The organism is Pseudomonas japonica (assembly GCF_013522925.1).
GTDB lineage: Bacteria > Pseudomonadota > Gammaproteobacteria > Pseudomonadales > Pseudomonadaceae > Aquipseudomonas > Aquipseudomonas japonica_A.
In genome coordinates this window covers 104598-130218 of sequence record NZ_JAAMQU010000007.1, presented here as the reverse complement: position 1 = coordinate 130218, position 25621 = coordinate 104598, and the positions used below count along the sequence as shown (strand labels likewise).

Annotated in this window: 21 protein-coding genes and 3 tRNA genes; 16 read left to right on the top strand and 8 right to left on the bottom strand. The window is 61.2% G+C overall.

Annotated features, from left to right (window positions below; genetic code table 11):
• Positions 1-30 precede the first annotated feature (30 nt).
• The 6 genes from G7016_RS13130 (at position 31) to G7016_RS13105 (ending at position 5981) form a co-directional block, all read left to right on the top strand.
• Positions 31-1125 (top strand): ABC transporter ATP-binding protein, encoded by a 1095-nt coding sequence (locus G7016_RS13130; RefSeq protein ID WP_181114834.1) that lies wholly within the window; start codon positions 31-33, stop codon positions 1123-1125.
• Positions 1125-2222 (top strand): ABC transporter ATP-binding protein, encoded by a 1098-nt coding sequence (locus tag G7016_RS13125; RefSeq protein ID WP_181114832.1) that lies wholly within the window; start codon positions 1125-1127, stop codon positions 2220-2222. The genes G7016_RS13130 and G7016_RS13125 overlap by 1 nt, the downstream gene beginning before the upstream one ends.
• The gene (locus G7016_RS13120; protein ID WP_181114830.1) at positions 2219-3082 is read left to right on the top strand and encodes a carbohydrate ABC transporter permease; all 864 of its coding nucleotides are present in this window, start codon (positions 2219-2221) and stop codon (positions 3080-3082) included. Before G7016_RS13125 ends, G7016_RS13120 begins: the two co-directional genes overlap by 4 nt.
• A gap of 12 nt (positions 3083-3094) precedes the next feature.
• Positions 3095-3889 (top strand): carbohydrate ABC transporter permease, encoded by a 795-nt coding sequence (locus G7016_RS13115; protein WP_181114828.1) that lies wholly within the window; start codon positions 3095-3097, stop codon positions 3887-3889.
• A 12-nt stretch (positions 3890-3901) separates the two neighbouring features.
• The gene (locus tag G7016_RS13110; RefSeq protein WP_181114826.1) at positions 3902-4174 is read left to right on the top strand and encodes a DUF2160 domain-containing protein; all 273 of its coding nucleotides are present in this window, start codon (positions 3902-3904) and stop codon (positions 4172-4174) included.
• Positions 4175-4238: 64 nt separating this feature from the next.
• Positions 4239-5981, top strand: a complete 1743-nt coding sequence (locus G7016_RS13105) for an ABC transporter substrate-binding protein (RefSeq protein ID WP_181114824.1) — start codon at positions 4239-4241, stop codon at positions 5979-5981.
• A 103-nt stretch (positions 5982-6084) separates the two neighbouring features.
• Here G7016_RS13105 and folD read toward each other — a convergent pair whose 3' ends face one another.
• A complete protein-coding gene (gene folD, locus G7016_RS13100) occupies positions 6085-6939 on the bottom strand; it encodes a bifunctional methylenetetrahydrofolate dehydrogenase/methenyltetrahydrofolate cyclohydrolase FolD (protein ID WP_181114822.1) in 855 nt (284 codons plus the stop codon).
• A gap of 290 nt (positions 6940-7229) precedes the next feature.
• On the opposite strand from folD, the gene G7016_RS13095 reads away from it, so the two are divergent.
• From G7016_RS13095 to hepT, 4 genes are all read left to right on the top strand, one after another.
• Positions 7230-7306, top strand: a tRNA-Arg gene (locus G7016_RS13095).
• A gap of 44 nt (positions 7307-7350) precedes the next feature.
• Positions 7351-7426, top strand: a tRNA-His gene (locus G7016_RS13090).
• 53 nt (positions 7427-7479) lie between these two features.
• A tRNA-Leu gene (locus G7016_RS13085) sits at positions 7480-7564 on the top strand.
• Between the two features lie 178 nt (positions 7565-7742).
• Complete coding sequence (gene hepT / locus G7016_RS13080) at positions 7743-8159, top strand: type VII toxin-antitoxin system HepT family RNase toxin (protein ID WP_181115206.1); 417 nt, start codon at positions 7743-7745, stop codon at positions 8157-8159.
• A 6-nt stretch (positions 8160-8165) separates the two neighbouring features.
• Here the strand turns inward: hepT and G7016_RS13075 are convergent, their stop codons facing one another.
• A complete protein-coding gene (locus tag G7016_RS13075) occupies positions 8166-8699 on the bottom strand; it encodes a biliverdin-producing heme oxygenase (protein ID WP_258195184.1) in 534 nt (177 codons plus the stop codon).
• Positions 8700-8968: 269 nt separating this feature from the next.
• Between G7016_RS13075 and tig the strand changes: the two genes are divergently transcribed.
• From tig to G7016_RS13045, 6 genes are all read left to right on the top strand, one after another.
• Positions 8969-10282, top strand: coding sequence for a trigger factor (gene tig / locus G7016_RS13070; RefSeq protein ID WP_181114820.1), 1314 nt, complete (start codon positions 8969-8971; stop codon positions 10280-10282).
• Positions 10283-10370: 88 nt separating this feature from the next.
• Positions 10371-11009, top strand: a complete 639-nt coding sequence (gene clpP, locus G7016_RS13065) for an ATP-dependent Clp endopeptidase proteolytic subunit ClpP (protein ID WP_181114818.1) — start codon at positions 10371-10373, stop codon at positions 11007-11009.
• A 106-nt stretch (positions 11010-11115) separates the two neighbouring features.
• The gene (gene clpX / locus G7016_RS13060) at positions 11116-12399 is read left to right on the top strand and encodes an ATP-dependent Clp protease ATP-binding subunit ClpX (RefSeq protein ID WP_181114816.1); all 1284 of its coding nucleotides are present in this window, start codon (positions 11116-11118) and stop codon (positions 12397-12399) included.
• Between the two features lie 162 nt (positions 12400-12561).
• Positions 12562-14958: an endopeptidase La gene (gene lon, locus G7016_RS13055; RefSeq protein WP_181114813.1), complete on the top strand. Its 2397-nt coding sequence runs from the start codon at positions 12562-12564 to the stop codon at positions 14956-14958.
• Between the two features lie 147 nt (positions 14959-15105).
• Positions 15106-15378 carry an HU family DNA-binding protein gene (locus tag G7016_RS13050; RefSeq protein WP_181114811.1) on the top strand — a complete coding sequence of 91 codons (273 nt, stop codon included), beginning with the start codon at positions 15106-15108 and terminating at the stop codon, positions 15376-15378.
• Positions 15379-15530: 152 nt separating this feature from the next.
• Positions 15531-17405 carry a SurA N-terminal domain-containing protein gene (locus tag G7016_RS13045; protein ID WP_181114809.1) on the top strand — a complete coding sequence of 625 codons (1875 nt, stop codon included), beginning with the start codon at positions 15531-15533 and terminating at the stop codon, positions 17403-17405.
• 65 nt (positions 17406-17470) lie between these two features.
• On the opposite strand, the gene fabI is transcribed toward G7016_RS13045, so the two are convergent.
• Genes fabI through G7016_RS13015 form a run of 6 tightly spaced genes read right to left on the bottom strand, consistent with a single transcriptional unit; the run spans position 17471 to position 25620 of the window.
• The gene (gene fabI, locus G7016_RS13040; RefSeq protein ID WP_181114807.1) at positions 17471-18265 is read right to left on the bottom strand and encodes an enoyl-ACP reductase FabI; all 795 of its coding nucleotides are present in this window, start codon (positions 18263-18265) and stop codon (positions 17471-17473) included.
• A gap of 19 nt (positions 18266-18284) precedes the next feature.
• Positions 18285-19895 carry an ABC transporter ATP-binding protein gene (locus G7016_RS13035; RefSeq protein ID WP_181114805.1) on the bottom strand — a complete coding sequence of 537 codons (1611 nt, stop codon included), beginning with the start codon at positions 19893-19895 and terminating at the stop codon, positions 18285-18287.
• Position 19896: 1 nt separating this feature from the next.
• On the bottom strand, positions 19897-20916 hold the full coding sequence (locus G7016_RS13030) for an ABC transporter permease (RefSeq protein WP_181114803.1): 1020 nt from the start codon (positions 20914-20916) through the stop codon (positions 19897-19899).
• Positions 20916-21989 carry a microcin C ABC transporter permease YejB gene (locus G7016_RS13025; protein WP_181114801.1) on the bottom strand — a complete coding sequence of 358 codons (1074 nt, stop codon included), beginning with the start codon at positions 21987-21989 and terminating at the stop codon, positions 20916-20918. Before G7016_RS13025 ends, G7016_RS13030 begins: the two co-directional genes overlap by 1 nt.
• Positions 21989-23794, bottom strand: coding sequence for an extracellular solute-binding protein (locus G7016_RS13020; RefSeq protein WP_181114798.1), 1806 nt, complete (start codon positions 23792-23794; stop codon positions 21989-21991). The genes G7016_RS13025 and G7016_RS13020 overlap by 1 nt, the downstream gene beginning before the upstream one ends.
• The gene (locus G7016_RS13015; protein WP_181114795.1) at positions 23791-25620 is read right to left on the bottom strand and encodes an extracellular solute-binding protein; all 1830 of its coding nucleotides are present in this window, start codon (positions 25618-25620) and stop codon (positions 23791-23793) included. Before G7016_RS13015 ends, G7016_RS13020 begins: the two co-directional genes overlap by 4 nt.
• Position 25621: the final 1 nt, after the last annotated feature.

Below are 25621 nucleotides of genomic sequence, written 5' to 3'. Positions count from 1 at the left end.
CCATGGCACTACAACAACAAGGTTGCCGCCATGGCACTGGAACTGCGCAACGTGTGTCGCATCGTGGACGGGCAGCGCTGGATCGACAACGCCGACCTGCGCTTCGAAGCCGGCTCCTTCAACGTACTGCTCGGGCGTACCTTGTCCGGCAAAACCAGCCTCATGCGACTGATGGCCGGCCTGGACCGGCCCGACAGCGGCCAGGTGCTGATGCATGGCAAGGACGTGACCGGTGTGCCGGTGCGTGCTCGCAAGGTGTCGATGGTTTACCAGCAGTTCATCAATTACCCGAACCTTACCGTTTACGAAAACATTGCCTCACCGCTGCGCCAGGCACGATTGGCCCACGATGAAATCGACCAGCGCGTGCGTACCACGGCCAAGATGCTGCGAATCGAACCCTTCCTTTCGCGGTATCCGCTGGAGCTCTCCGGTGGGCAGCAACAACGTACGGCCATGGCCCGCGCGCTGGTGAAGGACGCCGAGCTCATCCTGTTCGACGAACCCTTGGTGAACCTGGACTACAAGCTGCGCGAAGAACTGCGCCTGGAAATGCGCGAGCTGTTTGCCGCCCGCCATACCATCGCCATCTACGCCACCACCGAACCGAACGAAGCGCTGGCCCTGGGCGGCACCACGACCATTGTCCACGAGGGGCGGATCATCCAGAGCGGTGATACCGCGCAGGTGTACCAACGCCCGAGCGAGGTGCTGGCGGCAGAGTTGTTCTCCGAGCCCCCACTCAACCTATTGCCCGGGCGGATCAGCGGCGGAGAAACCAGTTTCGCCGATTTCGCGCATTTTCCGCTCAATGCCGACCTCCAGGGGATAGGCGAAGGTGACTTCCGCTTTGGCGTGCGCCCCAGCCATATCAGCCTGGTGCCGTCCAACGATGACGACCTGGAACTGGCCGTGACGGTGGAGCTGGCCGAAATCAGCGGTTCAGAAACCTTCCTTCACGTTCGCAATGATCAATGGCGCCTGGTGGCGCATCTGCCTGGCGTGCATGAGTTCGCCGTGGACGCCCCGATCAAGGTGTACATCCCCACTCATAAACTGTTCGTGTTCGAGCCGCAGGGGCGTTTGGTGCAAGCCCCCGGCCGACGCGCGGCGAGGGTTGCCTGATGGCCGAGATCCGTTTGCAGCAACTGGCCCACAGCTATGCCCGGCAACCTGGCGCGCCGGAAGATTATGCCTTGCGCCAGCTTGACCACATCTGGGCCCAGGGCGGCGCCTATGCACTGCTGGGGCCATCCGGCTGCGGCAAGTCTACGTTGCTCAACATCATTTCCGGCTTGCTCACGCCGTCTGAAGGCCAGGTGCTGTTCGACGGCAAGCGGGTGAACGAGCTTACCCCCGAGCAGCGCAACATTGCCCAGGTGTTTCAGTTCCCGGTGGTGTACGACACCATGACGGTGTTCGACAACCTGGCGTTCCCGCTGCGCAACCAAGGCATGGCGGCGGACCGCGTACGCCAGAAGGTTCAGGAAATCGCCGAGGTGCTGGAGCTCACGCCGGTGCTGAGTAAAAAGGCCCGCAACCTCAGCGCCGACGAAAAGCAGAAGGTGTCCATGGGGCGGGGGCTGGTGCGCGATGACGTGTCGGCGATCCTCTTCGACGAGCCCCTGACGGTGATCGACCCGCACCTCAAATGGAAGCTGCGGCGCAAGCTCAAGCAAATCCACGAGCAGTTCAACATCACCATGGTCTACGTGACCCACGATCAGCTGGAGGCCTCCACCTTCGCCGACAAGATCGCGGTAATGTACGGCGGCCAGATCGTACAGTTCGGCACCCCTCGCGAACTGTTCGAGCGGCCTCGCCACAGCTTTGTCGGCTACTTCATCGGAAGCCCCGGCATGAACCTGATCGAGGTGACCGAGCGGAACGGTGAGCTGACCTTCGGTGATGTGACCTTGCCGGTGCCCGCCGGGCTCTCAGGGCAACTGCCGGTGCTGGCCGGGCAGCGTTTGCAATTGGGCATCCGCCCTGAATTCGTCCGCATCTGGGATGCGCCTTTGGAGCACACCTTATCCGCGCGGCTGCGCCATGTGGAAGACCTGGGCACCTATCGTATCGTCACGCTGGAGCTGGGTGGGCAGCGGGTAATGGCACGTCTGCCCGAGGATCGGCAACTCCCCGAAGGTGACGTGCCGGTGAGCTTCCCGGCGCCCTGGCTGATGCTCTATGCCAACGATGTGCTGGTGGAGGCCGACCAATGAACAAGGTGCCTAACAACAAGGCATGGTGGCTGGTACTGCCTGTGTTCATCCTGGTGGCCTTCAGCGCCATCGTGCCGATGATGACCGTGGTCAACTACTCGGTACAGGACATCTTCGATACCTCCAGCCGCTTCTTTGTGGGCGCCGACTGGTATCGGCAGGTACTGCAGGACCCGCGCCTGCACGATTCGCTCCTGCGCCAGTTCGTTTACTCGGCGTGCGTGTTGGCCATCGAGATTCCGCTGGGGATCGGCATTGCCCTCACCATGCCGGCAAAGGGGCGACGTGCCTCTCTGGTGCTGATCGTGATGGCCATTCCGCTGCTCATTCCGTGGAATGTGGTAGGCACCATCTGGCAGATCTTCGGCCGCGGCGACATCGGCCTGATGGGTTGGGCGCTGAACGCCATGGGGGTGGACTACAACTACGCCGCGCACACCCGCGATGCGTGGGGCACGGTGCTGGTGATGGACGTGTGGCACTGGACCTCGCTGGTGGCTTTGCTGTGCTACTCCGGCCTGCGGGCAATCCCCGATGTGTATTACCAGGCCGCGCGCATCGACCGGGCCTCGCCCTGGGCGGTGTTTCGGTACATACAGCTGCCCAAGCTGAAAAGCGTGCTGCTGATTGCCGTGATGCTGCGCTTCATGGACAGCTTCATGATCTACACCGAGCCCTTCGTGCTCACCGGCGGTGGCCCCGGCAATGCCACCACCTTCCTGAGCCAGACCCTCACGCAAATGGCCGTGGGGCAGTTCGACCTGGGGCCAGCGGCGGCGTTCTCGCTGGTGTACTTCCTGATCATTTTGCTGGTGTCCTGGCTGTTCTATACCGCCATGACCCACGGCGACCGGGACTGAGGAGCAACGACCATGCGCAAACCCATTGCCCTGACGATGTTTCTGGCGTTTTTGCTGATCCCCATTTATTGGCTGATCAACATGTCGTTCAAGACCAACACGGAGATTCTCGGTGGCCTCACGCTGTGGCCCAAAGACTTCACACTGCAGAACTATCAGGTGATTTTCACCGATCCCAGCTGGTATGAGGGCTACCTCAACTCGTTATCCTACGTGACCCTCAACACTTTGATATCGCTGTTGGTGGCGCTGCCGGCGGCCTATGCGTTTTCCCGGTACCGGTTCCTCGGCGACAAGCACCTGTTCTTCTGGCTGCTCACCAACCGCATGGCGCCGCCGGCGGTGTTCCTGTTGCCGTTCTTTCAGCTGTATTCCTCCATCGGCTTGTTCGACACGCCTTATGCCGTGGCGCTTGCCCATTGCCTGTTCAACGTGCCCCTGGCGGTGTGGATTCTCGAGGGCTTCATGTCGGGCGTGCCGAAGGAAATCGACGAAACGGCCTACATTGATGGCTACGGTTTCTGGAAGTTTTTCCTGCGGATATTTATCCCCTTGATTGGCTCCGGCATTGGTGTGACGGCGTTCTTCTGTTTCATGTTTTCGTGGGTTGAGTTGCTGCTGGCGCGCACCCTGACCAGCGTCAACGCCAAGCCCATCGCCGCGGTCATGACCCGTACGGTGTCGGCCGCCGGGATTGACTGGGGTGTGCTGGCGGCAGCGGGTGTGCTCACCATCCTGCCAGGCCTGCTGGTGATCTGGTTCGTTCGCAACCATGTGGCCAAGGGCTTTGCCCTGGGCCGTGTTTAAGGGAGCCGTAGCATGAGCTGGATGGCCTGGACTCTTCCTACCGCGGTGTTCTTCATTGCCGTGGGCCTGTTGCTGGTGGCCATGACCACTATCGAATTGCGTTGGCCGGGTGCCGAGCGGCGGGGCTTTTTGCCCATTGCCACTACCCGCGGCGATCGGCTGTTTATCGGCCTTCTTGGTAGCGCCTACCTTCACCTGGTGATCGTGGGCGCTACCGACTGGAGCATCTGGGTCGCCTCGGCGCTGGCCCTGGTGTGGTTGGCAGTAGTGATGCGCTGGGGCTGAACGCCCTTTGCTAGAACAGCGCGGGCCGTTGGCCTGGCGCGTACATCCATTCGGGAGATTCCCCATGTTCGAGAATAAAAACAACAGGCGACAGGGCATCACGCTGGCCGCCCTGCTGGTGTTCACTGCCTACGGCTCGCACGCCTTCGCCGATCAGTATGAAGATGCGGCAAAAAAGTGGATCGGCAGCGAATTCACGCCCTCCACCCTTACCCCGGATCAACAGATGGCCGAGCTGAAGTGGTTCATCGAAGCGGCCAAGCCGTTCCGCGGCATGAGCATCAAGGTGGTGTCCGAGACCCTCACCACCCATGAATATGAATCCAAGGTACTGGCCAAGGCGTTCACCGAGATCACCGGCATCAAGCTGACCCACGACCTGGTGCAAGAGGGCGACGTGGTCGAGAAACTGCAGACCCAGATGCAGTCGGACCAGAACATCTACGACGGCTGGGTGAACGACTCCGACCTGATCGGTACCCACTTCCGCTACGGCAAGGTGGAATCCCTGACCGACCTGATGGCCAATGAGGGCAAGGATTACACCTCGCCAACCCTGGACATCAACGACTTCATCGGCATTTCCTTCACCACCGCGCCCGACAAGAAAATCTACCAATTGCCCGATCAGCAGTTCGCCAACCTGTACTGGTTTCGCGCCGACTGGTTCGAGCGCCCTGACCTGAAAGCGAAGTTCAAGGCCAAGTATGGCTATGACCTGGGCGTGCCAGTGAACTGGTCCGCCTACGAGGACATCGCCAAGTTCTTCAGCGAAGACGTGAAAGAGATTGACGGCAAGCGCGTCTATGGCCACATGGACTATGGCAAAAAAGATCCGTCCCTCGGCTGGCGGTTCACCGACGCCTGGTTCTCCATGGCCGGTGGCGGCGACAAGGGGTTGCCCAACGGCCTGCCCGTGGATGAGTGGGGTATTCGCGTGGAGAACTGCCGCCCCGTGGGCTCCAGTGTGACCCGCGGCGGCGATACCAACGGCCCTGCCGCGGTATTTGCCACGCAGAAATACATCGACTGGCTCAAAGCCTATGCCCCACCGCAAGCCGCCGGCATGACCTTCTCCGAAGCAGGCCCGGTGCCGGCCCAAGGGGCGGTGGCGCAGCAGATTTTCTGGTACACCGCCTTCACCGCAGACATGACCAAGCCTGGCTTGCCGGTGGTGAACAGCGATGGCACGCCGAAGTGGCGGATGGCGCCGTCGCCCAAAGGGCCGTACTGGGAGGAAGGCATGAAGCTGGGCTACCAGGACACCGGTTCCTGGACCTTCTTCAAATCCACCCCCGAGAAGCAGCGGCTGGCCGCCTGGCTGTACGCGCAGTTCGTGACCGCCAAGACCGTGTCGCTGAAGAAGACCATCGTAGGGCTGACCCCGATTCGCGAATCGGACATCAACTCGCAGGCCATGACCGACCTGGCGCCCAAGCTCGGCGGGCTGGTGGAGTTCTACCGCAGCCCGGCGCGGGTGCAGTGGACGCCGACCGGGACCAACGTGCCGGACTACCCGAAACTGGCGCAGCTGTGGTGGAAGCACGTGTCTGATGCGGTCAGCGGCGAGAAGTCTGCCCAGGAAGCCCTCGACGGGCTGGCGGCGGATCAGGATGCAGTGCTCAAGCGGCTGGAGCGCGCGCAGGCCAACTCCGCGTGCGGGCCTAAGCTGAACGAGGAGAAAACCGCCCAGTACTGGTTCGACCAGCCCGGCGCGCCCAAACCCAAACTGGCCAACGAGAAACCCCAGGGCCAGACCGTCAACTACAACGAGCTGCTGAAGTCGTGGGAGGCGGCGAAGAAATAAGCATGCCGCCATTCCCGGACTAATGCCCGGTCTACAGGAGTAGGACCGGGCGCAGCCCGGGAATGGACGGACTGTTCACTACCAGTTCGTGGGTGTTTACAGGTCAGCCGTGCAGTGCCTCGGCGGCGTACAGGGTATTTTCCAGCAGGCAAGCGCGGGTCATGGGGCCCACGCCGCCGGGTACGGGCGTGATCCAGCCAGCGCGGGGCAGGGCGGTTTCGTACACCACATCGCCTACCAGTTTGCCGTCTTCCTGGCGGTTGATGCCCACGTCGATCACGATAGCGCCCGGCTTGATCCACTCACCTTTCACCAGCCCCGGCTTGCCCGCAGCCACGACGACCAGGTCGGCACGGCTGACATGGTCGGCCAGGTCACGGGTGAAGCGATGGGTAACGGTGACCGTACAGCCACCGAGCAACAGCTCCATGGCCATGGGGCGGCCCACAATGTTGGAGGCGCCCACGACCACAGCGTTCATGCCATAGAGGTCCTGGCCGGTGCTTTCCAGCAGCGTCATGATCCCCTTGGGCGTACAGGGCCGCAGCAATGGAATGCGCTGGGCCAGGCGGCCGATGTTGTAGGGGTGGAAGCCGTCCACGTCCTTGTCGGGGCGAATTCGCTCCAGCAGCCCGGATGCGTCCAGCCCCTCGGGCAATGGCAGTTGCAGCAGGATGCCGTCGATGGCCGGGTCTGCATTGAGCCGGTCGATCAAACTTTCGAGTTCGTCCTGGTGCGTGGTGGCTGGAAGGTCGTACGCCTGAGACAGGAAGCCGACTTCTTCGCAGTCCTTGCGCTTGTGAGACACATACACCTGCGACGCAGGGTCGGTGCCCACCAGGATGACGGCCAGCCCGGGAACCCGCAGCCCTTGTTCCCGCCGTTGGGCCACTCGCTGGGCAATCCGCTGGCGCAGGCTGGCGGCAATGGCCTTGCCGTCGATAAGTTGTGCTGTCATGACGCGTGATAAACCATCGAAGGGGAAGAAAATGTGCGGCTATTCTCGCATGCCGGGCGGTCAGGTCAAAGGCGCCGAGACGAGCGAATCCGCTAACTCCTTTAATTCAATGCATTTTTTTCTACAAAACAGTTGACGGCCCTTGGGGCCCTCTATAAGATTCGTCGCACTTGTCGGGCAGGGCCTAACGCTGGCGCAAGTGACCGCTGAAAACCTCTTGTCCTTCAATTGGTTATCAGGCATTTACGCGGTGCGGCTTTTTCACTTCAGCCCTGAAGTTGAAATACAGAGCGCCCGTAGCTCAGCTGGATAGAGCATCCGCCTTCTAAGCGGATGGTCGCAGGTTCGAGTCCTGCCGGGCGCGCCATTTGGCAGCTTTGGCACTCAGCCCTGAACAAGTAATGCAATATGGTGGGCGTAGCTCAGTTGGTAGAGCGCTGGATTGTGATTCCAGTTGTCGTGGGTTCGATTCCCATCGTCCACCCCATATTCACAAAGGCGCCTTACGCAAGTCTGGCGCCTTTGCTTTAAGCGTTTCATGCGGACGTGGTGAAATTGGTAGACACACTGGATTTAGGTTCCAGCGGCGCAAGCTGTAAGAGTTCGAGTCTCTTCGTCCGCACCATGTAACAAAAAAGCCGTCCTTTGGGGCGGTTTTTTTGTTTTTGGGTCTTTGCAAATGGTTGAAGATCGAGCCGATTTGCAGTGATGGTGATCCTGCCAGTTCACTTCTTCATGCGGAGCGGAAAGCTTTGGCTTCTGAATCACTTCCGGGCGATCACGCGGGTGGTCACTTCTTCCTGATGAAAACAGCGGCAATCGAGCGCTGTGTGTCGAGAGCTCGTGAGGAATACACCAAGGGGCCTGATAGCTTTGCCGGTGACGTGACCCGGCAGGATGCGGCTGCGATGAACATTATTCGCGCCTGTGAAGCGGCGCTCAGCATTGGTCATTATTTGATCCGCCGCGAACGCCTTGGCGTGCCCCAAAGCGCGCGGGACGTGTTCGACCTGTTGGCCCGTGGTGGGTGGATAAGCGCCGAGTTAGCGCCTTCCATGAAAAACATGGTCGGCTTCCGGAATATCGCGGTTCACGAATATCAGAAGCTTCAGCTTCCGATCATGGTGGCCATTATCACCCGGCACCTGGATGATTTCGTGGCGTTCAGCTCGGCTGTTCTGCGCCGGGATGGCGGAAGTTCTCAGGGCACGGAGGCTTGATCGACCTCACCGCCCCTCGCTCATCCACCGCTCAAACGTAACAAACCCTTCCCGCGCCGCATTGGCCGCCGCTTCGATGTCCGCGGGTGCGGTGACATCCCGCGCCAGATGAGCCAGAAAGCCTTTCCACATAACGCCGGTATCGGCGGCGTAGCCGTGCAGCCAGCGCAGCGGCATGGGCGCCAGTTGGGGAGACAGGCGCTTATAGAGGTGGGCGCCGCCCAGGGTTGCGCCTTCGCACACGTAGGCCAGGCCGTACGCTTCGGCGAGTGAGGCGGGGCGGGGCGCGTAGGGGCACTCCGGGTGCTGCGTGTCGCCGCCCAGGTCTTCGGTCAGCCAGGCGCTCTTCTGTGCCCTGGCCGCAGGTGCGAATTCAGCAGGCCACGGTAAATCACCGGCGTACAGGTGGCGCTCCACGGGCTGCATCCAGCCGATCACCCGAGCGGCGTATATAAGGTAGTCAGCGCCGGTGAAGCCTGGCGAGCTCAGCGGCGAGGCGGCGTCGAGTGCGGCATGCAGGTCGCGGGTAGCCTCGCGCAGCGCGGCGAGGGCGGGGGAGGTATCCGAGGCGATGATGGTGCTCTCCGGGAACAGGCGAATGCCCAGAGGATAACAGCCTCGCAGGCGACGGCATACCGTTGCGCGGAGGGGCCCGAAGGCTCTGGCTGGGGCTACTCGTCAGCGGTTTTCGGGCGCTGTGTTTCAGGTGGTGCGGGTGGGGTGACTTCTGCCAGTCGAGTGACTAGAATGCTTGCCCTTGATCTGGAGTCGGGAATCGCCGGCTATCGTCTGTGCAACGAGGAATATCCATGCAAGTTTCTGTTGAAAACACTTCGGCGCTCGAACGCCGCATGACCATCGGCGTGCCCGCCGAGCGCATCGAGACCGAAGTCAACAAGCGTCTGCAACAGACTGCCCGCCGGGCAAAAGTGCCGGGCTTCCGCCCTGGCAAGGTGCCCATGAGCGTGATTCGCCAGCGCTACGAAGCCGCAGCGCGTCAGGAAGCCCTCGGCGACCTGATCCAGGCGACCTTCTACGAAGCCGTGGTCGAGCAGAAGCTCAACCCTGCTGGCCAGCCTTCGGTAGAGCCGAAAGTCTTCGAAAAGGGCAAGGACCTCGAATACGTCGCCACCTTCGAAGTATTCCCTGAGTTCACCGTTGCCGGTTTCGAAGGCATCAACGTCGAGCGCCAGAGCGCCGAAGTGAACGACGCCGACGTCGACAACATGCTGGACATCCTGCGCAAGCAGAACGTTCGCTACGAAACCGTCGAGCGTGAAGCGCAGAACGAAGACCAGCTGAACATCGACTTCGTCGGCAAGATCGACGGCGAAGCCTTCTCCGGCGGTTCGGCCACCGGCACCCAGCTGGTGCTGGGCTCCGGCCGCATGATCCCGGGCTTCGAAGATGGCCTGGTGGGCGCCAAGGCCGGCGAAGAGCGCGTGCTGAACGTGACCTTCCCCGAGGATTACCAGAACCTGGACCTGGCCGGCAAGGCCGCCGAGTTCACCGTCAAGGTCAACAGTGTTTCCGCCCCCACCCTGCCTGAGCTGACCGACGAATTCTTCGCCCAGTTCGGCATCAAGGAAGGCGGCATCGACGGCTTCCGCACCGAAGTTCGCAAGAACATGGAGCGCGAGCTGCGCCAGGCGATCAAGGCCAAGGTGAAGAACCAGGTCATGGACGGTTTGCTCGCCAGCAACCCGATCGAAGCGCCGAAGGCTCTGCTGTCCAACGAAATCGACCGCCTGCGCGTGCAGGCCGTTCAGCAGTTCGGTGGCAACATCAAGCCGGACCAACTGCCCGCCGAGCTGTTCGAAGAACAAGCTCGCCGCCGCGTGGTGCTCGGCCTGATCGTGGCTGAAGTGGTCAAGCAGTTCGAACTCAAGCCGGACGACGCCCGCGTGCGTGAGCTGATCCAGGAAATGGCTTCGGCCTACCAGGAGCCAGAGCAGGTAGTCAGCTGGTACTACAAGAACGACCAGCAGATGAACGAAGTCCGTTCGGTTGTGCTCGAAGAACAAGTTGTGGATACTGTTCTGCAGAAAGCTAGTGTGACTGACAAAGCGGTCTCTTACGAAGAAGCGGTAAAACCGGCCCAGGCGGCGCCTGAAGCCGCGTAAATCGGCCCAGCTTCGGAATAACCATAAGCCAGCCTTCGCGCTGGCTTATGCGTATCTAAGGCATGACTAATTGGGAGTGAGTGCAGGCATGTCCCGCAATTCTTATATTCAGAGCTCTGACATCCAGGCCGCTGGTGGCCTGGTCCCGATGGTTATCGAGCAGTCCGCGCGTGGCGAGCGCGCCTACGACATCTACTCACGCCTCCTCAAGGAGCGGGTGATCTTCCTGATCGGGCCGGTCGAAGACTACATGGCCAACCTGGTTGCAGCGCAATTGCTGTTCCTGGAAGCCGAAAACCCGGACAAGGACATTCACCTTTACATCAACTCACCCGGCGGCTCGGTAACGGCTGGCATGTCGATCTACGACACCATGCAGTTCATCAAGCCGGACGTATCCACCATCTGCATCGGTCAAGCGTGCAGCATGGGTGCGTTCCTGCTGGCTGGCGGTGCGAAGGGCAAGCGTTACTGCCTGCCCAACTCTCGCATGATGATTCACCAGCCGTTGGGCGGCTTCCAGGGCCAGGCGTCGGACATCGACATCCATGCCCGGGAAATCCTGTCCATCCGTGCCCGTTTGAACGAACTGCTGGCCTATCACACCGGCCAAAGCATCGAAACCATCGAGCAGGACACCAACCGCGACAACTTCATGAGCGCCCCGCGCGCGGCCGAGTACGGTCTCGTTGACTCGGTTCTCGACAAGCGGCAAATGCCCGCGTAATAGGCGTGAATCCTGTGTGGCGGGGCGTTCCCGCCATTCGCGGGCTTGAAAAAGCCCGCAATTGCCTTCATCTTGTGTTTCAAGCCTACAGGATTGGATAGATCGAATGACTGACACCCGCAACGGCGAGGACAACGGCAAACTGCTCTATTGCTCCTTCTGCGGCAAAAGCCAGCATGAAGTACGCAAATTGATTGCCGGCCCCTCGGTCTTCATCTGTGACGAGTGCGTCGACCTGTGCAACGACATCATCCGCGAGGAGGTGCAAGAAGCACAGGCAGAGAGCAGCTCTCACAAGTTGCCGTCGCCCAAGGAAATCAGCGGCATTCTCGACCAGTACGTCATTGGTCAGCAGCGTGCCAAGAAGGTCCTGGCGGTCGCGGTGTACAACCACTACAAGCGGTTGAACCAGCGCGACAAGAAAAACGACGACGTCGAGCTCGGCAAGAGCAACATTCTGCTGATCGGGCCCACCGGCTCGGGCAAAACCCTGCTTGCCGAAACCCTGGCTCGCCTGCTCAACGTTCCCTTCACCATCGCCGACGCCACTACGCTGACCGAAGCCGGCTATGTGGGTGAAGACGTCGAGAACATTATTCAGAAGCTGTTGCAGAAGTGCGACTACGATGTGGAAAAGGCCCAGATGGGTATTGTCTACATCGACGAAATCGACAAGATTTCCCGCAAGTCGGACAACCCCTCCATCACCCGTGACGTGTCGGGTGAGGGTGTGCAGCAGGCCTTGCTCAAGCTCATCGAGGGCACCGTGGCCTCGGTACCGCCGCAGGGCGGGCGCAAGCATCCTCAGCAGGAATTCCTGCAGGTTGACACCCGCAACATCCTCTTCATCTGCGGCGGTGCGTTCTCCGGGCTTGAAAAAGTCATCCAGAACCGCTCCACCAAAGGCGGCATCGGCTTCAACGCCGAGGTTCGCAGCCGTGAAGAAGGCAAGAAGGTTGGCGAGTCCCTGCGTGAAGTAGAGCCGGATGACCTCGTGAAGTTTGGCCTGATTCCCGAGTTCGTAGGTCGCCTCCCCGTGTTGGCGACGCTCGACGAGCTCGACGAAGCGGCGCTTGTTCAAATCCTCACCGAACCGAAGAACGCGTTGTCCAAGCAATACGGCAAGCTGTTCGAAATGGAAGGCGTGGACCTCGAGTTCCGTGCCGATGCGCTCAAGTCCGTGGCCCGCAAGGCCCTGGAGCGCAAGACCGGTGCCCGTGGCCTGCGGTCGATCCTCGAAGGCGTGTTGCTCGACACCATGTATGAAATTCCTTCCCAGAAGGACGTCAGCAAGGTGGTGATCGACGAAAGCGTGATCGATGGTACGTCCAAGCCGCTGTTGATCTACGAGAACAGCGAGCCGCCTGCCAAGGCAGCACCCGATGCGTGATTCGCGCATTGCCGGCTTTTTGGGCTGAGCGATAGCAGAAAGGGCCTTCGGGCCCTTTTTTTGTCCGAGTCCGATGCTTGTTTTTTCCCGAGGCTACCCCCAGATTAGCCTCAGGCTTATTTTCATCTGTGAGCGGCTTTGCGCCGCTGAAGAGGCGAAACCATGAAGACGACCATCGAATTGCCTCTCCTGCCATTGCGTGATGTGGTGGTCTATCCGCATATGGTGATCCCACTGTTCGTGGGACGCGAGAAATCCATCGAAGCCCTCGAGGCCGCGATGGCGGGCGAGAAGCAGATCCTTCTGCTCGCCCAGCGTAATCCCGGGGATGACGATCCGGGCGAGGACGCCCTTTATCGAACCGGTACCGTAGCCACCGTACTGCAGCTGCTCAAGCTGCCCGATGGCACCGTGAAGGTGCTGGTGGAAGGCGAGCAGCGCGGCACTGTCGAAAAATTCCTGGAGGTTGACGGGCACGTGCGTGCACAGGTCAGCCTGATCGAGGAAAGCGCAGCGCCGGATCGCGAAGCTGAAGTGTTCGTGCGCAGCCTCCTGTCGCAGTTCGAACAATACGTACAGCTGGGCAAAAAGGTCCCGGCTGAAGTACTGTCTTCGCTCAACAGCATCGACGAGCCCGGGCGCCTGGTAGATACCATGGCCGCGCACATGGCGCTGAAGATCGAACAGAAGCAGGAAATCCTCGAGATCATCGAGCTGTCGGCCCGCGTAGAGCGCGTGCTTGCCCTGCTGGATGCCGAAATCGACCTGCTGCAGGTGGAGAAACGCATCCGTGGCCGCGTGAAGAAACAAATGGAACGCAGCCAGCGCGAGTACTACCTCAACGAGCAGATGAAAGCCATCCAGAAGGAGCTTGGCGACGGTGAGGAAGGCCATAACGAAGTCGAGGAGCTGAAGAAGCGCATCGAGGCTGCAGGGCTCCCCAGGGACGCCATGGCCAAGGCGACCGCCGAGCTCAACAAGCTCAAGCAGATGTCGCCGATGTCTGCCGAGGCCACCGTGGTGCGTTCTTACATCGACTGGCTCGCCCAGGTGCCGTGGAAAGCCCAGAGCAAGGTGCGCCTGGACCTCGCTCGCGCCGAGCAAATCCTCGACGCCGACCATTACGGCCTCGAGGAAGTGAAAGAACGTATCCTCGAATACCTTGCCGTGCAAAAGCGCGTGAAGAAGATTCGCGGCCCGGTGCTGTGCCTGGTGGGTCCGCCCGGGGTAGGTAAAACCTCCCTGGCAGAATCCATCGCCAACGCCACCAACCGCAAGTTTGTGCGGATGGCCCTGGGCGGGGTGCGTGACGAAGCGGAAATCCGCGGCCACCGCCGGACCTATATCGGCTCCATGCCCGGCCGGCTTATTCAGAAGATGACCAAGGTCGGCGTGCGCAACCCGCTCTTCCTGCTCGACGAAATCGACAAGATGGGCAGCGACATGCGTGGCGACCCCGCTTCGGCATTGCTCGAGGTGCTGGATCCGGAGCAGAACCACAGCTTCAACGACCATTACCTGGAAGTGGACTACGACCTTTCCGACGTGATGTTCCTGTGTACCTCCAACTCGATGAACATCCCGCCAGCGCTGCTGGACCGCATGGAAGTCATCCGGCTGCCCGGCTACACCGAAGACGAGAAGATCAACATCGCTACCCGGTACCTCACGCCCAAGCAGGTCACTGCCAACGGCTTGAAGAAAACCGAGCTGGAAATCGACACCCAGGCGATCCGTGACATCATTCGCTACTACACACGTGAAGCGGGTGTGCGCAGCCTCGAGCGGCAAATTGCCAAGATCTGCCGCAAGGTAGTCAAGGAGCACGCTCAGGCTAAAAACGTGGCGGTGAAGGTAACGCCCGAGTCGCTTGAGCACTTGTTGGGTGTACGCAAGTTCCGTTACGGGCTGGCGGAGCAGCAAGACCAGATCGGCCAGGTTACCGGCCTTGCCTGGACGCAGGTGGGTGGCGAGCTGCTGACCATCGAAGCGGCAGTGGTGCCTGGCAAGGGCCACCTGATCAAGACCGGCTCGCTGGGTGACGTGATGGGAGAATCCATCACTGCCGCGCTTACCGTGGTGCGTAGCCGGGCAAAAAGCCTGGGTATCGCGCTCGATTTCCACGAGAAGCGCGACACGCACATCCACATGCCTGAAGGCGCCACGCCCAAGGATGGCCCGAGTGCCGGTATCGGCATGTGCACAGCGGTGGTGTCGGCGCTTACCCAGATTCCTGTGCGGGCTGATGTGGCGATGACAGGGGAGATTACCCTGCGTGGCCAGGTACTGGCGATTGGCGGGCTTAAAGAAAAACTGCTCGCCGCGCACCGTGGCGGAATCAAGACGGTGATCATTCCTGAGGAAAACGTGCGTGACCTCAAGGAAATTCCGGACAACATCAAGCAGGATCTGCAAATCAAGCCTGTCAAATGGATTGACGAGGTCCTTCAAATTGCGCTGCAATACGCGCCGGAGCCCTTGCCCGACGTGGCTCCCGAGATAGTTGCAAAGGATGACAAGCGCGACGCTGACGCGAAGGAAAGGGTCAGTACGCACTAGGCAGGCCATTTGTACGGGAAAGCTCCCAGACAGAATTCAAGAGCCGCCTTGAAAAGCGGCTCGTTTTGTCGGCAGCGTGTCCGGCAACACACAGTATTCAAAAAAAATATCCAGAAATAACTCAAGATAGAGATAAGGGGACTTAGAGTGAACAAGTCGGAACTGATCGATGCCGTCGCTGCATCCGCTGATATCCCGAAAGCCGTTGCAGGTCGCGCGCTGGACGCTGTGATCGAATCCGTTACCGGCGCGCTGAAAAGTGGCGACTCCGTTGTGCTGGTCGGTTTCGGTACCTTCCAGGTCAAGGAGCGCGCAGAGCGCACCGGCCGTAACCCGCAGTCGGGCGAAGCGATCAAGATCGCCGCAGCCAAGATCCCGGGCTTCAAGCCTGGCAAAGGCCTGAAAGACGCGGTCAACTGATCACCGAGCGGGCGCGACCGGCCACGGTGGCCAAGGTCGTCCGGCTCCGGTGGCGCTGTTCGGCAAGTGACGAGAAGGCGCATCCTCGGATGCGCCTTTTTCATATCGGTTCTGGGCGGTCGGAGATGTAACTGGCCGTTGCTGGGGGAAGCATGCTTCAAAACATCAGGGACAATTCACAGGGGTGGATTGCCAAGACAATCATCGGCGTTATTGTCGTGCTGATGGCCTTGACGGGTTTCGACGCGATCTTCCGCGCCACCAGTCATAGCCAGGACGCCGCCAAGGTAAACGGCGATACCATTACCCAGGCCGAGCTTGGCCAGGCGGTCGAGATGCAGCGCCGCCAGCTCATGCAGCAGCTTGGGCGAGAATTCGACCCTTCCCTGCTCGACGACAAGATGCTGCGCGAAGCTGCCCTCAAGGGCCTGATCGATCGCAAGCTGCTGCTGCAAGGCGCGCACGACGCGGGCTTCGTATTCACCGACGCCGCAGTGGATCAAGTGATCCTGCAAATGCCGGAGTTCCAGCAGGACGGCGCCTTCAGCGCTGAACGCTTCGACCAGTTCATTCGCCAGCTGGGCTTCTCGCGGATGCAGTTCCGTCAGATGCTCGCCGAAGAAATGCTGATCAGCCAGCTGCGCGCCGGCCTGGCGGGTAGCAGCTTTGTGACAGAGGACGAAGTAGCGGCCTATGCACGCCTGAACAAGCAAACCCGCGACTTTGCCAACCTCACCTTTAAAGCCGATCCGTCCGCGATCAAGGTCAGTGACGAGGACGTGAAAACCTACTACGACGCCCATGCCAAAGAGTTCATGAGCCCGGATCAGGTGGTGATCGACTACATCGAGCTGAAGAAGTCTGCTTATTTCGACCAGGTGAAGGTCAGCGATGAGGACCTGCAGGCTCAGTATCAGAAAGAGATTTCGAACCTCGCCGAGCAACGCCGCGCGGCTCACATCCTCGTGGAAGTGAACGACAAGGTGACCGACGAGCAGGCCAAGGCCCGCATCACCGAAATTCAGCAGCGCCTGGAGAAGGGTGAAGACTTCGCCAAGGTAGCCAAGGAAACCTCCCAGGACCCGGGCTCTGCCGCCAATGGTGGCGACCTGGGCTATGCCGGCAAAGGCGTGTATGACGAGGCCTTCGAAGCCGCCCTGTACAGCCTCAAGGCCGATCAGGTGTCAGCGCCGGTGCGTACCCAGTTCGGCTACCACCTGATCAAGCTGCTCGGCGTGGAAGCGCCGCAGGTGCCTACCTTCGCCAGCCTGAAAGACAAGCTCACCCGCGAACTGAAAACCTCGCAGGTCGAGCAGCGCTACGTGGAAGCGAGCAAGAAGCTCGAAGACGCCGCCTTCGAGGCGTCGGACCTCGCACAACCCGCGCAGGACCTTGGCCTTGCCGTGCAAACGTCCGAGCCGTTCGGCCGTGACGGCGGTGCCCAGGGCATCACCGCCAACCGTGCCGTGATCCAGGCTGCGTTCAGCCAGGAAGTGCTGGAAGAGGGCGCCAACAGCAGCGCTATCGAGCTGGATCCGGACACTACTGTGGTGATTCATGCCAAGGAGCACCGCAAGCCTGCCCAGCTGGCGCTGGAAGCCGTAGCCGAGCCGATTCGCAAGGAACTGGCCCGCGAGCGTGCCGCAGAGGCGGTGAAAGCCAAGGGCGAAGCGCTGCTCGCAGACCTGCGCAGCGGCAAGGCTGCCCCGACCGCGCCACAGAATGGTCAGGCCTGGAAAACCGCGGAAGCGGCCAGCCGCAACCAGGAAGGCTTCGATGCCGCAGTGTTGAATGCGGTATTCCAGATGCCGAAGCCGAGCGAGAAGGGCAAGCCTACCTTCGCCAGCGTAGCCCTGCGCGATGGTAGCCTGGTGGTACTGCGCCTTAACGGGGTAAACGAAGGCGCAATGCCTACGGATCAGGAAAAGACCACCTATCGCCAGGCGCTGGCCTCGCGCCAGGGTCAGATGGACTTCGCCGCGTTCCGCAAGCAGCTTCAGGAAAAAGCCGAGGTGAAGCGCTACTGATAGCGCCCGCCCACAAAAAAGGCCGCGATCAGCGGCCTTTTTTGTGGGCGGGATAAACCAACCGATTACTCGGTGAGGTCACCCATGGCCGTGGTGTTGAAACCACCGTCCACGTACATGATCTCGCCGCTTACGCCAGAGGCCAGGTCCGAGCACAGGAAGGCGCCGGCGTTGCCGACTTCTTCGATGGTCACGTTGCGGCGCAGTGGGGTTTGCGCTTCGTTGGCGTCCAGCATCTTGCGGAAATTCTTGATGCCCGAGGCCGCCAGTGTGCGGATCGGGCCAGCCGAAATCGCGTTCACACGGATGCCTTCCGCGCCCAGGCTGCGGGCGAGGTAACGTACGCCGGCCTCAAGGCTGGCCTTGGCCATGCCCATCACGTTGTAGTTGGGCATGGTGCGCTCGGCGCCCAGGTAGGACAGGGTGAGCAGGCTACCGTTGCGGCCCTGCATCAGCTCGCGGCCGGCCTTGGCCAGTGCCACGAAGCTGTAGGCGCTGATGTCGTGGGCAATGCGGAAGCCCTCACGGGTGGTAGCGCTGGTGAAGTCGCCATCGAGCTGGTCACCGGGGGCAAAGCCGACCGAGTGAACGATGCAGTCCAGGCCGTCCCACTTCTGCGCCAGCGCTTCGAACACCTTGGCGATTTCGTCGTCATTGGCCACGTCGCACGGGAAGCACAGCTCAGGGCCCGAGCCCCAGCCACTGGCGAATTCCTCGACACGACCCTTGAGTTTGTCGTTCTGATAGGTGAAAGCCAGCTCCGCACCTTCGCGATGCATCGCTGCGGCGATACCGGATGCGATGGACAATTTGCTCGCAACACCGACGATCAGTACGCGCTTACCGGCGAGAAAACCCATGTGTTTGTTCCTCTTCTAATTAATCGACAGCGACCGGGGCCATGAAGGCAGCTTCCAGTAGCTGTTGTGTATAGGGGTGTTGCGGCGCGGCGAATATGGCCGCTGCCTCCCCTTGTTCTACGACCTGGCCCTGCTTCATGACCACCAGCTGATGGCTCAGGGCCTTGACCACGGCCAGGTCATGGCTGATGAACAGATATGTCAGGCCATGCCTGGCCTGCAACGATCGCAACAGCTCCACCACTTGACGTTGCACGGTTCGGTCCAGCGCGGAGGTAGGCTCGTCCAGCACGATCAGAGCTGGCTGCAGCACCAGCGCCCGCGCGATGGCGATTCGTTGCCGCTGGCCCCCGGAAAACTCGTGAGGGTAGCGGTGACGGGTGTCCGGGTCCAGCCCGACCTCCCGCAGCACGGCAACAATAGCCGCCTGCTGCTCCTGCGCAGTGCCGATACCGTGAATGCGCAGCCCCTCTCCGACGATCTGCCCTACGCTCATGCGCGGGCTGAGGCTGCCGAAGGGGTCCTGAAACACCACTTGCATCTCCCTGCGCAGCGGGCGTACTTCGCCGCGGTCAAGCCCTTGCAGGTCCGTGCCGTGGAAGCGGATGCCCCCTTGGCTCTGGATCAGGCGAAGGATCGCCAGGCCCAGTGTGGACTTGCCCGAGCCGCTTTCTCCCACCACGCCAAGCGTTTGCCCTCGGGGCAGCGAAAAGCTGATACCGTCCACTGCCTTGATGTGGTCCGTGGTGCGGCGCAGCAGGCCTTTGCGCACGGGGAACCACACACGCAGGTCCCTCACTTCGAGCAATGGCTCGGCCTGAGGGCTGGCAACTGGCTTGCCAGCGGGTTCAGCGGCAAGCAATTCGCGGGTGTACGGATGCTGCGGTTCACGAAACAATTGTTCACATGCTGCCTGTTCGACGATGCAACCGCGCTGCATGACACATACGCGGTGGGCGATTCTTCTCACCAGGTTCAAATCATGGCTGATCAACAGCATGGCCATGCCCAGGCGGGCTTGCAAATCCTTGAGCAGATCGAGGATGCGCAGCTGTACCGTCACGTCGAGGGCAGTGGTAGGTTCATCGGCAATCAGCAGCTCTGGTTCGTTGGCCAGGGCCATGGCGATCATCACCCGCTGGCGCTGCCCGCCGGACAGTTCATGGGGCAGCGCGCGCAGGCGCCGGGCAGGCTCGGGAATGCCCACCAGCGCCAGGAGTTCGAGGATGCGCTCGCGGGCGGCCGCACCGGTCAGCCCCTTGTGTAGAGCGAGCACTTCGCCGATCTGCTTTTCGATGGGCTGCAGCGGGTTCAGCGAGGTCATGGGCTCCTGAAAGATCATGGCGATGCGGTTGCCGCGGATATTCTGCAAGGTCCGCTCGGAGGCGCGCAGCAGGTCCTGGCCACCGTAGCGGATTTCCCCGCTGGGGTGGCGAGCGAGCGGGTAGGGCAGCAGGCGCAGAATGGAATGCGCGGTCACGGATTTTCCCGAGCCGCTTTCGCCCACCAGCGCCAGGGTTTCGCCCTTGCAGATGTCGAAGCTCACGCCGGCCACGGCGCGCTGGACCTGCTCGTTGCCATGGAACTCCACGGCCAGGTCGCGGATTTCGATCAAGGTATCGGTGGTCATGTCATTTCCTTGGATCGAATGCGTCACGGGCGGCTTCGCCGATAAATACCAGCAGGCTGAGCATCAGGGCCAGTACGCAGAACGCGCTGATACCGAGCCAGGGCGCCTGAAGGTTGGCCTTGGCCTGGCCTACCAGCTCGCCCAGCGAAGGCGAGCCCGCGGGCAGCCCGAAGCCGAGAAAGTCCAGCGCGGTCAAAGTACCGATGGCGCCCGTGAGGATAAAAGGCAGGTAGGTCATGGTCGACACCATGGCGTTGGGCAGGATGTGATGGAACATGATCGGCCCGTCGCGCATGCCCAGCGCCCGGGCGGCGCGCACGTACTCCAGGTTGCGCCCGCGAAGGAACTCCGCGCGTACCACGTCCACGAGGCTCATCCAGGAAAACAGCAACATGATGCCCAGCAGCCACCAGAAGTTGGGTTGTACGAAGCTGGCCAGGATGATCAGCAGATAAAGCATCGGTAAACCGGACCACACCTCCAGAAAACGCTGCCCGGCCAGGTCTACCCAGCCGCCATAGAACCCCTGCAGCGCGCCGGCGAGCACCCCGATCAACGAGCTGAGCAGGGTAAGGGTGAGGGCAAACAATACCGAGATGCGAAAGCCATAGATCACCCGGGCCAGTACGTCGCGTCCCTGGTCATCGGTGCCCAGCCAGTTTTGCGAGGACGGCGGCGCTGGCGCCGGGACCTTCAGGTCATAGTTGATGCTCTGGTAGTTGAAGGGGATAGGCGGCCACAGTGTCCAGGCGCCTTGCCGCTCCAGCAGGTCGCGTACATAGGGGCTTTTGTAATTAGCCTCCAGCGGAAATTCTCCGCCAAACGTGGTTTCCGGGTAGCGCTCGAACGCCGGGAAATACCAGGCATCGTTTACATGGATCAGCAACGGCTTGTCGTTGGCGATCAACTCGGCGCCCAGGCTCAGCACGAACAATACGCTGAACAGCCATAGCGACCACCAGCCGCGCTTGTGCGCCTTGAAGCGTTGCAGCCGGCGTCGATTCAACGGAGAAAGGGCCATCAGTGCTTCCTGCCTTCGAAGTCGATGCGGGGGTCCACAAACGTATAGGTCAGGTCTCCAATCAGCTTCACCAGCAAGCCCACCAACGTGAAAATGAATAACGTGCCGAATACCACCGGATAGTCGCGGTTGATTGCCGCCTCAAAGCTCATAAGCCCCAGGCCATCGAGGGAGAAAATCACCTCGATCAACAGCGAACCCGTAAAGAAAATGCCGATGAACGCCGAAGGAAACCCTGCCACTACCAACAGCATCGCGTTACGGAACACGTGGCCATACAGCACGCGCCGCTGGTTAAGGCCCTTGGCGCGGGCGGTGATCACATACTGTTTGCCGATCTCGTCCAGGAAGCTGTTTTTCGTGAGCAGGGTCATGGTGGCGAAGTTACCGATGACCAATGCAGTGACCGGCAACGCCAGATGCCAGAAGTAGTCCAGCACCTTGCCGCCCAGGCTCAATTGATCGAAATCATTGGAAGTGAGCCCGCGCAGGGGGAACCAATGCAGGTAGCTCCCACCAGCGAACAGCACGATCAGCAGGATCGCGAACAGGAAGGCCGGCACGGCGTAACCGATCACGATTGCCGAACTGGTCCACACGTCGAAAGCCGACCCATGGCGGGTGGCCTTGGCAATCCCCAGCGGAATGGACACCAGGTACATGATCAGTGTGCTCCACAGCCCCAGCGAGATGGACACCGGCATCTTCTCCAAAATCAGGTCGGTGACCTTGGCGTCTCGGAAAAAGCTATCGCCGAAGTCCAGGCGGGCGTAGTTCTTGATCATGATCCACAGCCGTTCAGGTGCCGGCTTGTCGAACCCGTACAGCCGTTCGATTTCAGCGATAAGGGCTGGGTCGAGCCCCTGGGCACCTCGATAGGTCGCCCCCGCGATTGCAACCTCGGCGCCACCGCCGCCGATACGGCTGGTGGCCCCTTCGAAGCCTTCGAGCTTGGCGATCATCTGCTCCACAGGCCCCCCTGGCGCGGCCTGGATGATCACAAAGTTGATCACCAGAATGCCAAGCAGGGTAGGGACAATCAGCAGCAAACGCCGCAGCAGGTAAGCGAGCATCAGTTTGCCTCCGTGGCCGGCTTGGCCCACCAAGTGTTCAGGCCGATGTCATACCGGGGCGGGGTGGCCGGGTGAGCAAAGCGGTTCCAGTACGCAACGCGCCAGCTGTCCAGGTGCCAGTTTGGAATGAGGATCGCGTTCCAAAGCAGCACACGGTCCAGGGCGCGGGCATGGGTCACCAGGCTGGCGCGGGTGTCGGCATTGATCAGGCCGTCCAGCAGGGTGTCCACGGCGGGGTCCTTCAAGCCCATGAAATTACGGCTCCCGGGATTGTCAGCCGCCGCGCTGGACCAGTAGCCCCGCTGTTCGTTGCCAGGCGATGCGGACTGCGGAAAGCTGGCAACGATCATGTCGAAGTCTCTGGAACGCAGCCGGTTGACGTACTGCGACACGTCTACCCGGCGGAGCAACAGGTCGATGCCCAGGTCCTTCAGGTTGCGCTTGTAGGGCAGCAACACCCGTTCGAAATCCGGCTGCATCAACAGAAACTCGATCACCACCGGTTGGCCCTGGGCATCGAGCATGTGGTCCCCTTCGATGTGCCAGCCGGCCTCCTGCAACAGGCGATACGCTTCACGTTGCTGGGCGCGAATGATCCCGCTGCCGTCGGTCACCGGGTTGCGCCATTGCTCGCTGAACACCTGCGGCGGCACTTGATTTCGCAACGGTTCGAGCAGCTTGAGCTCGGCGGCGTTGGGCAGGCCGTCGGCGGCCATTTCGGAATTTTCGAAGAAGCTGCCATTGCGGATGTAGGCGCCGTTGAACAGTTGCTTGTTGGTCCATTCAAAATCCAGCAGCAGCGCTAGCGCGCGACGCACGCGCACGTCAGTGAACAAGGGCCGACGCTGGTTGAACACGAAGCCTTGCATGCCACTGGGGCTGCCATTGGGTATTTCCTCACGCACCAGGCGGCCGTCTTTCACTGCAGGCACGTCGTAGGCTGTGGCCCAGTTCTTCGCAATCATCTCCTGCCAGTAGTCGAATTGCCCCGCCTTGAGCGCCTCCAGGGCAACGGTGGAGTCGCGATAGTAGTCGTACACCAGCGTGTCGAAGTTGTATTGCCCCCGGTTCACGGGAAGGTCCTTGGCCCAGTAATCCTTTACCCGTTCATAGCGCACGGAGCGGCCGGCCTGCACCTCGGCCACCCGATACGGCCCACCGCCCAGCGGGATGTCCAGGTTGCCGCGCTCGAAGTCCCGGCCTTCCCAGGCATGCTTGGGCAATACGGGCAATTGGCCCAGGATCAGCGGCAGTTCGCGGTTGGCGTTGCCCTTGAACTTGAACAGCACCTGCAGCGGCCCTTCGACCACCACCTTGTCCACGTCGGCGTAATAGCTGCGGTAAAACGGCGCGCCGTGGGTGGTCAGTGCTTCGAACGTAAACGCGACATCCTCGGCCCGCAGCGGGTGCCCATCATGGAAACGCGCTTCGGGTCGCAGGTAGAAACGCACCCAGGTATGGTCGGGGGCTTTCTCGATCCGCTGCGCCACCAGCCCGTACTCGGTCATCGGCTCGTCAAGGCTCTGTACCGCCAGGGTGTCGTAGATCTGCTCCACGCCGGTGGCTGGCACACCCTTGTTGATGAACGGGTTGAGGCTGTCGAAACCGCCGATGGCCGCGCGGCGGAAGGTGCCGCCTTTGGGGGCGTCGGGGTTCACGTAGTCGAAATGGGTGAAACTGGCCGGGTAGCGCGGCGGCTCGTCGTACAGCGTGATCGCGTGCTCGTTGCCAGCCTGCGCGAGGCTGGCCGTGGTCAGCCAAAGCAGCGCGCAGGCCATGCGAGCCATGGCGGGGTAAAACGTCATCGGTCGTTCTCCAGAGGCTTGAGCCACCAGGTGTTCAACGCCAAGGCGTAGGGCGGAGTAGGGAGGTGCTCGAAGCGGTTGCGGTAGGCGAGGCGGTGATAGTCCAGGTACCAGTTGGGCACCATGTAATGCTGCCATAGCAGTACCCGGTCCAGTGCCCGGGCGGCGGCTACCTGCTGCTCGCGGCTATGGGCCGCCAGCAACTGGTCAAGCAGCCGGTCCACCACCGGGTCGCCGACACCGGCGTAATTCTTGCTGCCTTTGATGGCCACCTGGCTGGAATGGAAGTACTGCCATTGTTCCAGGCCCGGGCTTAGCGTTTGTGGAAGCGTCATCAGGATCATGTCGAAGTCGAACTGGTCCAGCCGCTGTTTGTATTGCGCGCGGTCGACCGTGCGCAGCCGTGCTTCGATGCCCACGCGGGCAAGGTTTTCCACGTAGGGCTCGAGGATGCGCTCCAGCGCCGGGTTCACCAGCAACAGCTCGAGCTGCAATGGTTGGCCGGCGCGGTTTCTCAGCTGGCCGTCGCGATAACTCCAGCCCGCCTCGGCCAGCAGGGCCATGGCATTGCGCAGGGTATCTCTTGGAATACCATTGCCGTCGGTACGCGGCACCTCGAAGGGCTCGGTGAACAGGCGCGCCGGCAAGCGCTCTCGCCAAGGGGTCAGCAATAACCACTCCTGCCCGGTGGGCAGGCCGCTCGCGGTGAATTCACTGTTGGGGAAATAACTGGCCGCCCGCTGGTAGGCGCCGCTGAACAGCGCCCGGTTGGTCCACTCGAAGTCGAACAACGTGCCCAGGGCCTGGCGAACCCGCACGTCGCTGAACCGTGCGCGCCGGGTATTGATGAACAGCCCTTGGGTCTGAGTGGGGATACGATGGCGTATTTCCTGCTTGATGATGTCGCCACTCGCTACCGCAGGAATGTCATACCCGGTGGCCCAGTTCTTGGCCTGGTGCTCGATGTAGATATCGAATTCGCCCGCCTTGAACGCTTCGAACGCCACGTTGCTGTCTCGGTAGAACTCCACCTCGACACGGTCGAAATTGTACTTGCCGCGGTTCACCGGGAGGTCTTTGCCCCACCACCGGCGCATCCGCTCGAATACCAGGCGGCGCCCGGGCACAACTTCGGTGATGCGGTAAGGGCCGCTCGTCACCGGCGGCTCGAAGGTGGTGGCCTGGAAGTCTCGGCTTTGCCAGTAGTGCCGCGCCAGTACCGGCATTTCTCCCAGGCGAAGGATCAGTAAAGGGTTCCCGCTGCGCTTGAACACGAAACGCACCCGATGAGGGCCCAGTTGGTCTACCCGCTGTACTTCCTGGAGGCTGATGCGGTATTGCGGGTGGCCTTGCTTGAGCAGGGTGCGATACGAGAACGCGACGTCGGCTGCGGTAATGGGCTGGCCATCGCTGAAGCGCGCTTCTGGTCGCAGGTTGAACACCACCCAGCTGCGGTCGTCGGCGTATTCCACCGAGCGGGCGATCAGCCCATAACTGGAGGTGGGTTCATCCCCGGAGGGGTCGTATTGCCCGGTGCCTACCATCAATGGCTCGCTCAGCTCGCTCACCCCATACTGCAGGAAGTTGGCGGTGGAGGCTGGGCTGGTGCCCTTGAAGGTATAAGGGTTGAGGGTATCGAAGGTGCCCGCAGCCATGATCCGCAGCGTCCCGCCCTTGAGTGCGGCCGGGTTCGCCCAGTCGAAGTGGGTAAAGCTGGCAGGGTATTTGAGCGTGCCGAATTGTGCATAGCCATGGCTTTCGATTCGCGTAGCCATGGCCGGGCCAGCGAACGCCAGGCCAAACAGAAGAAGGGGGAGAACGCGCATC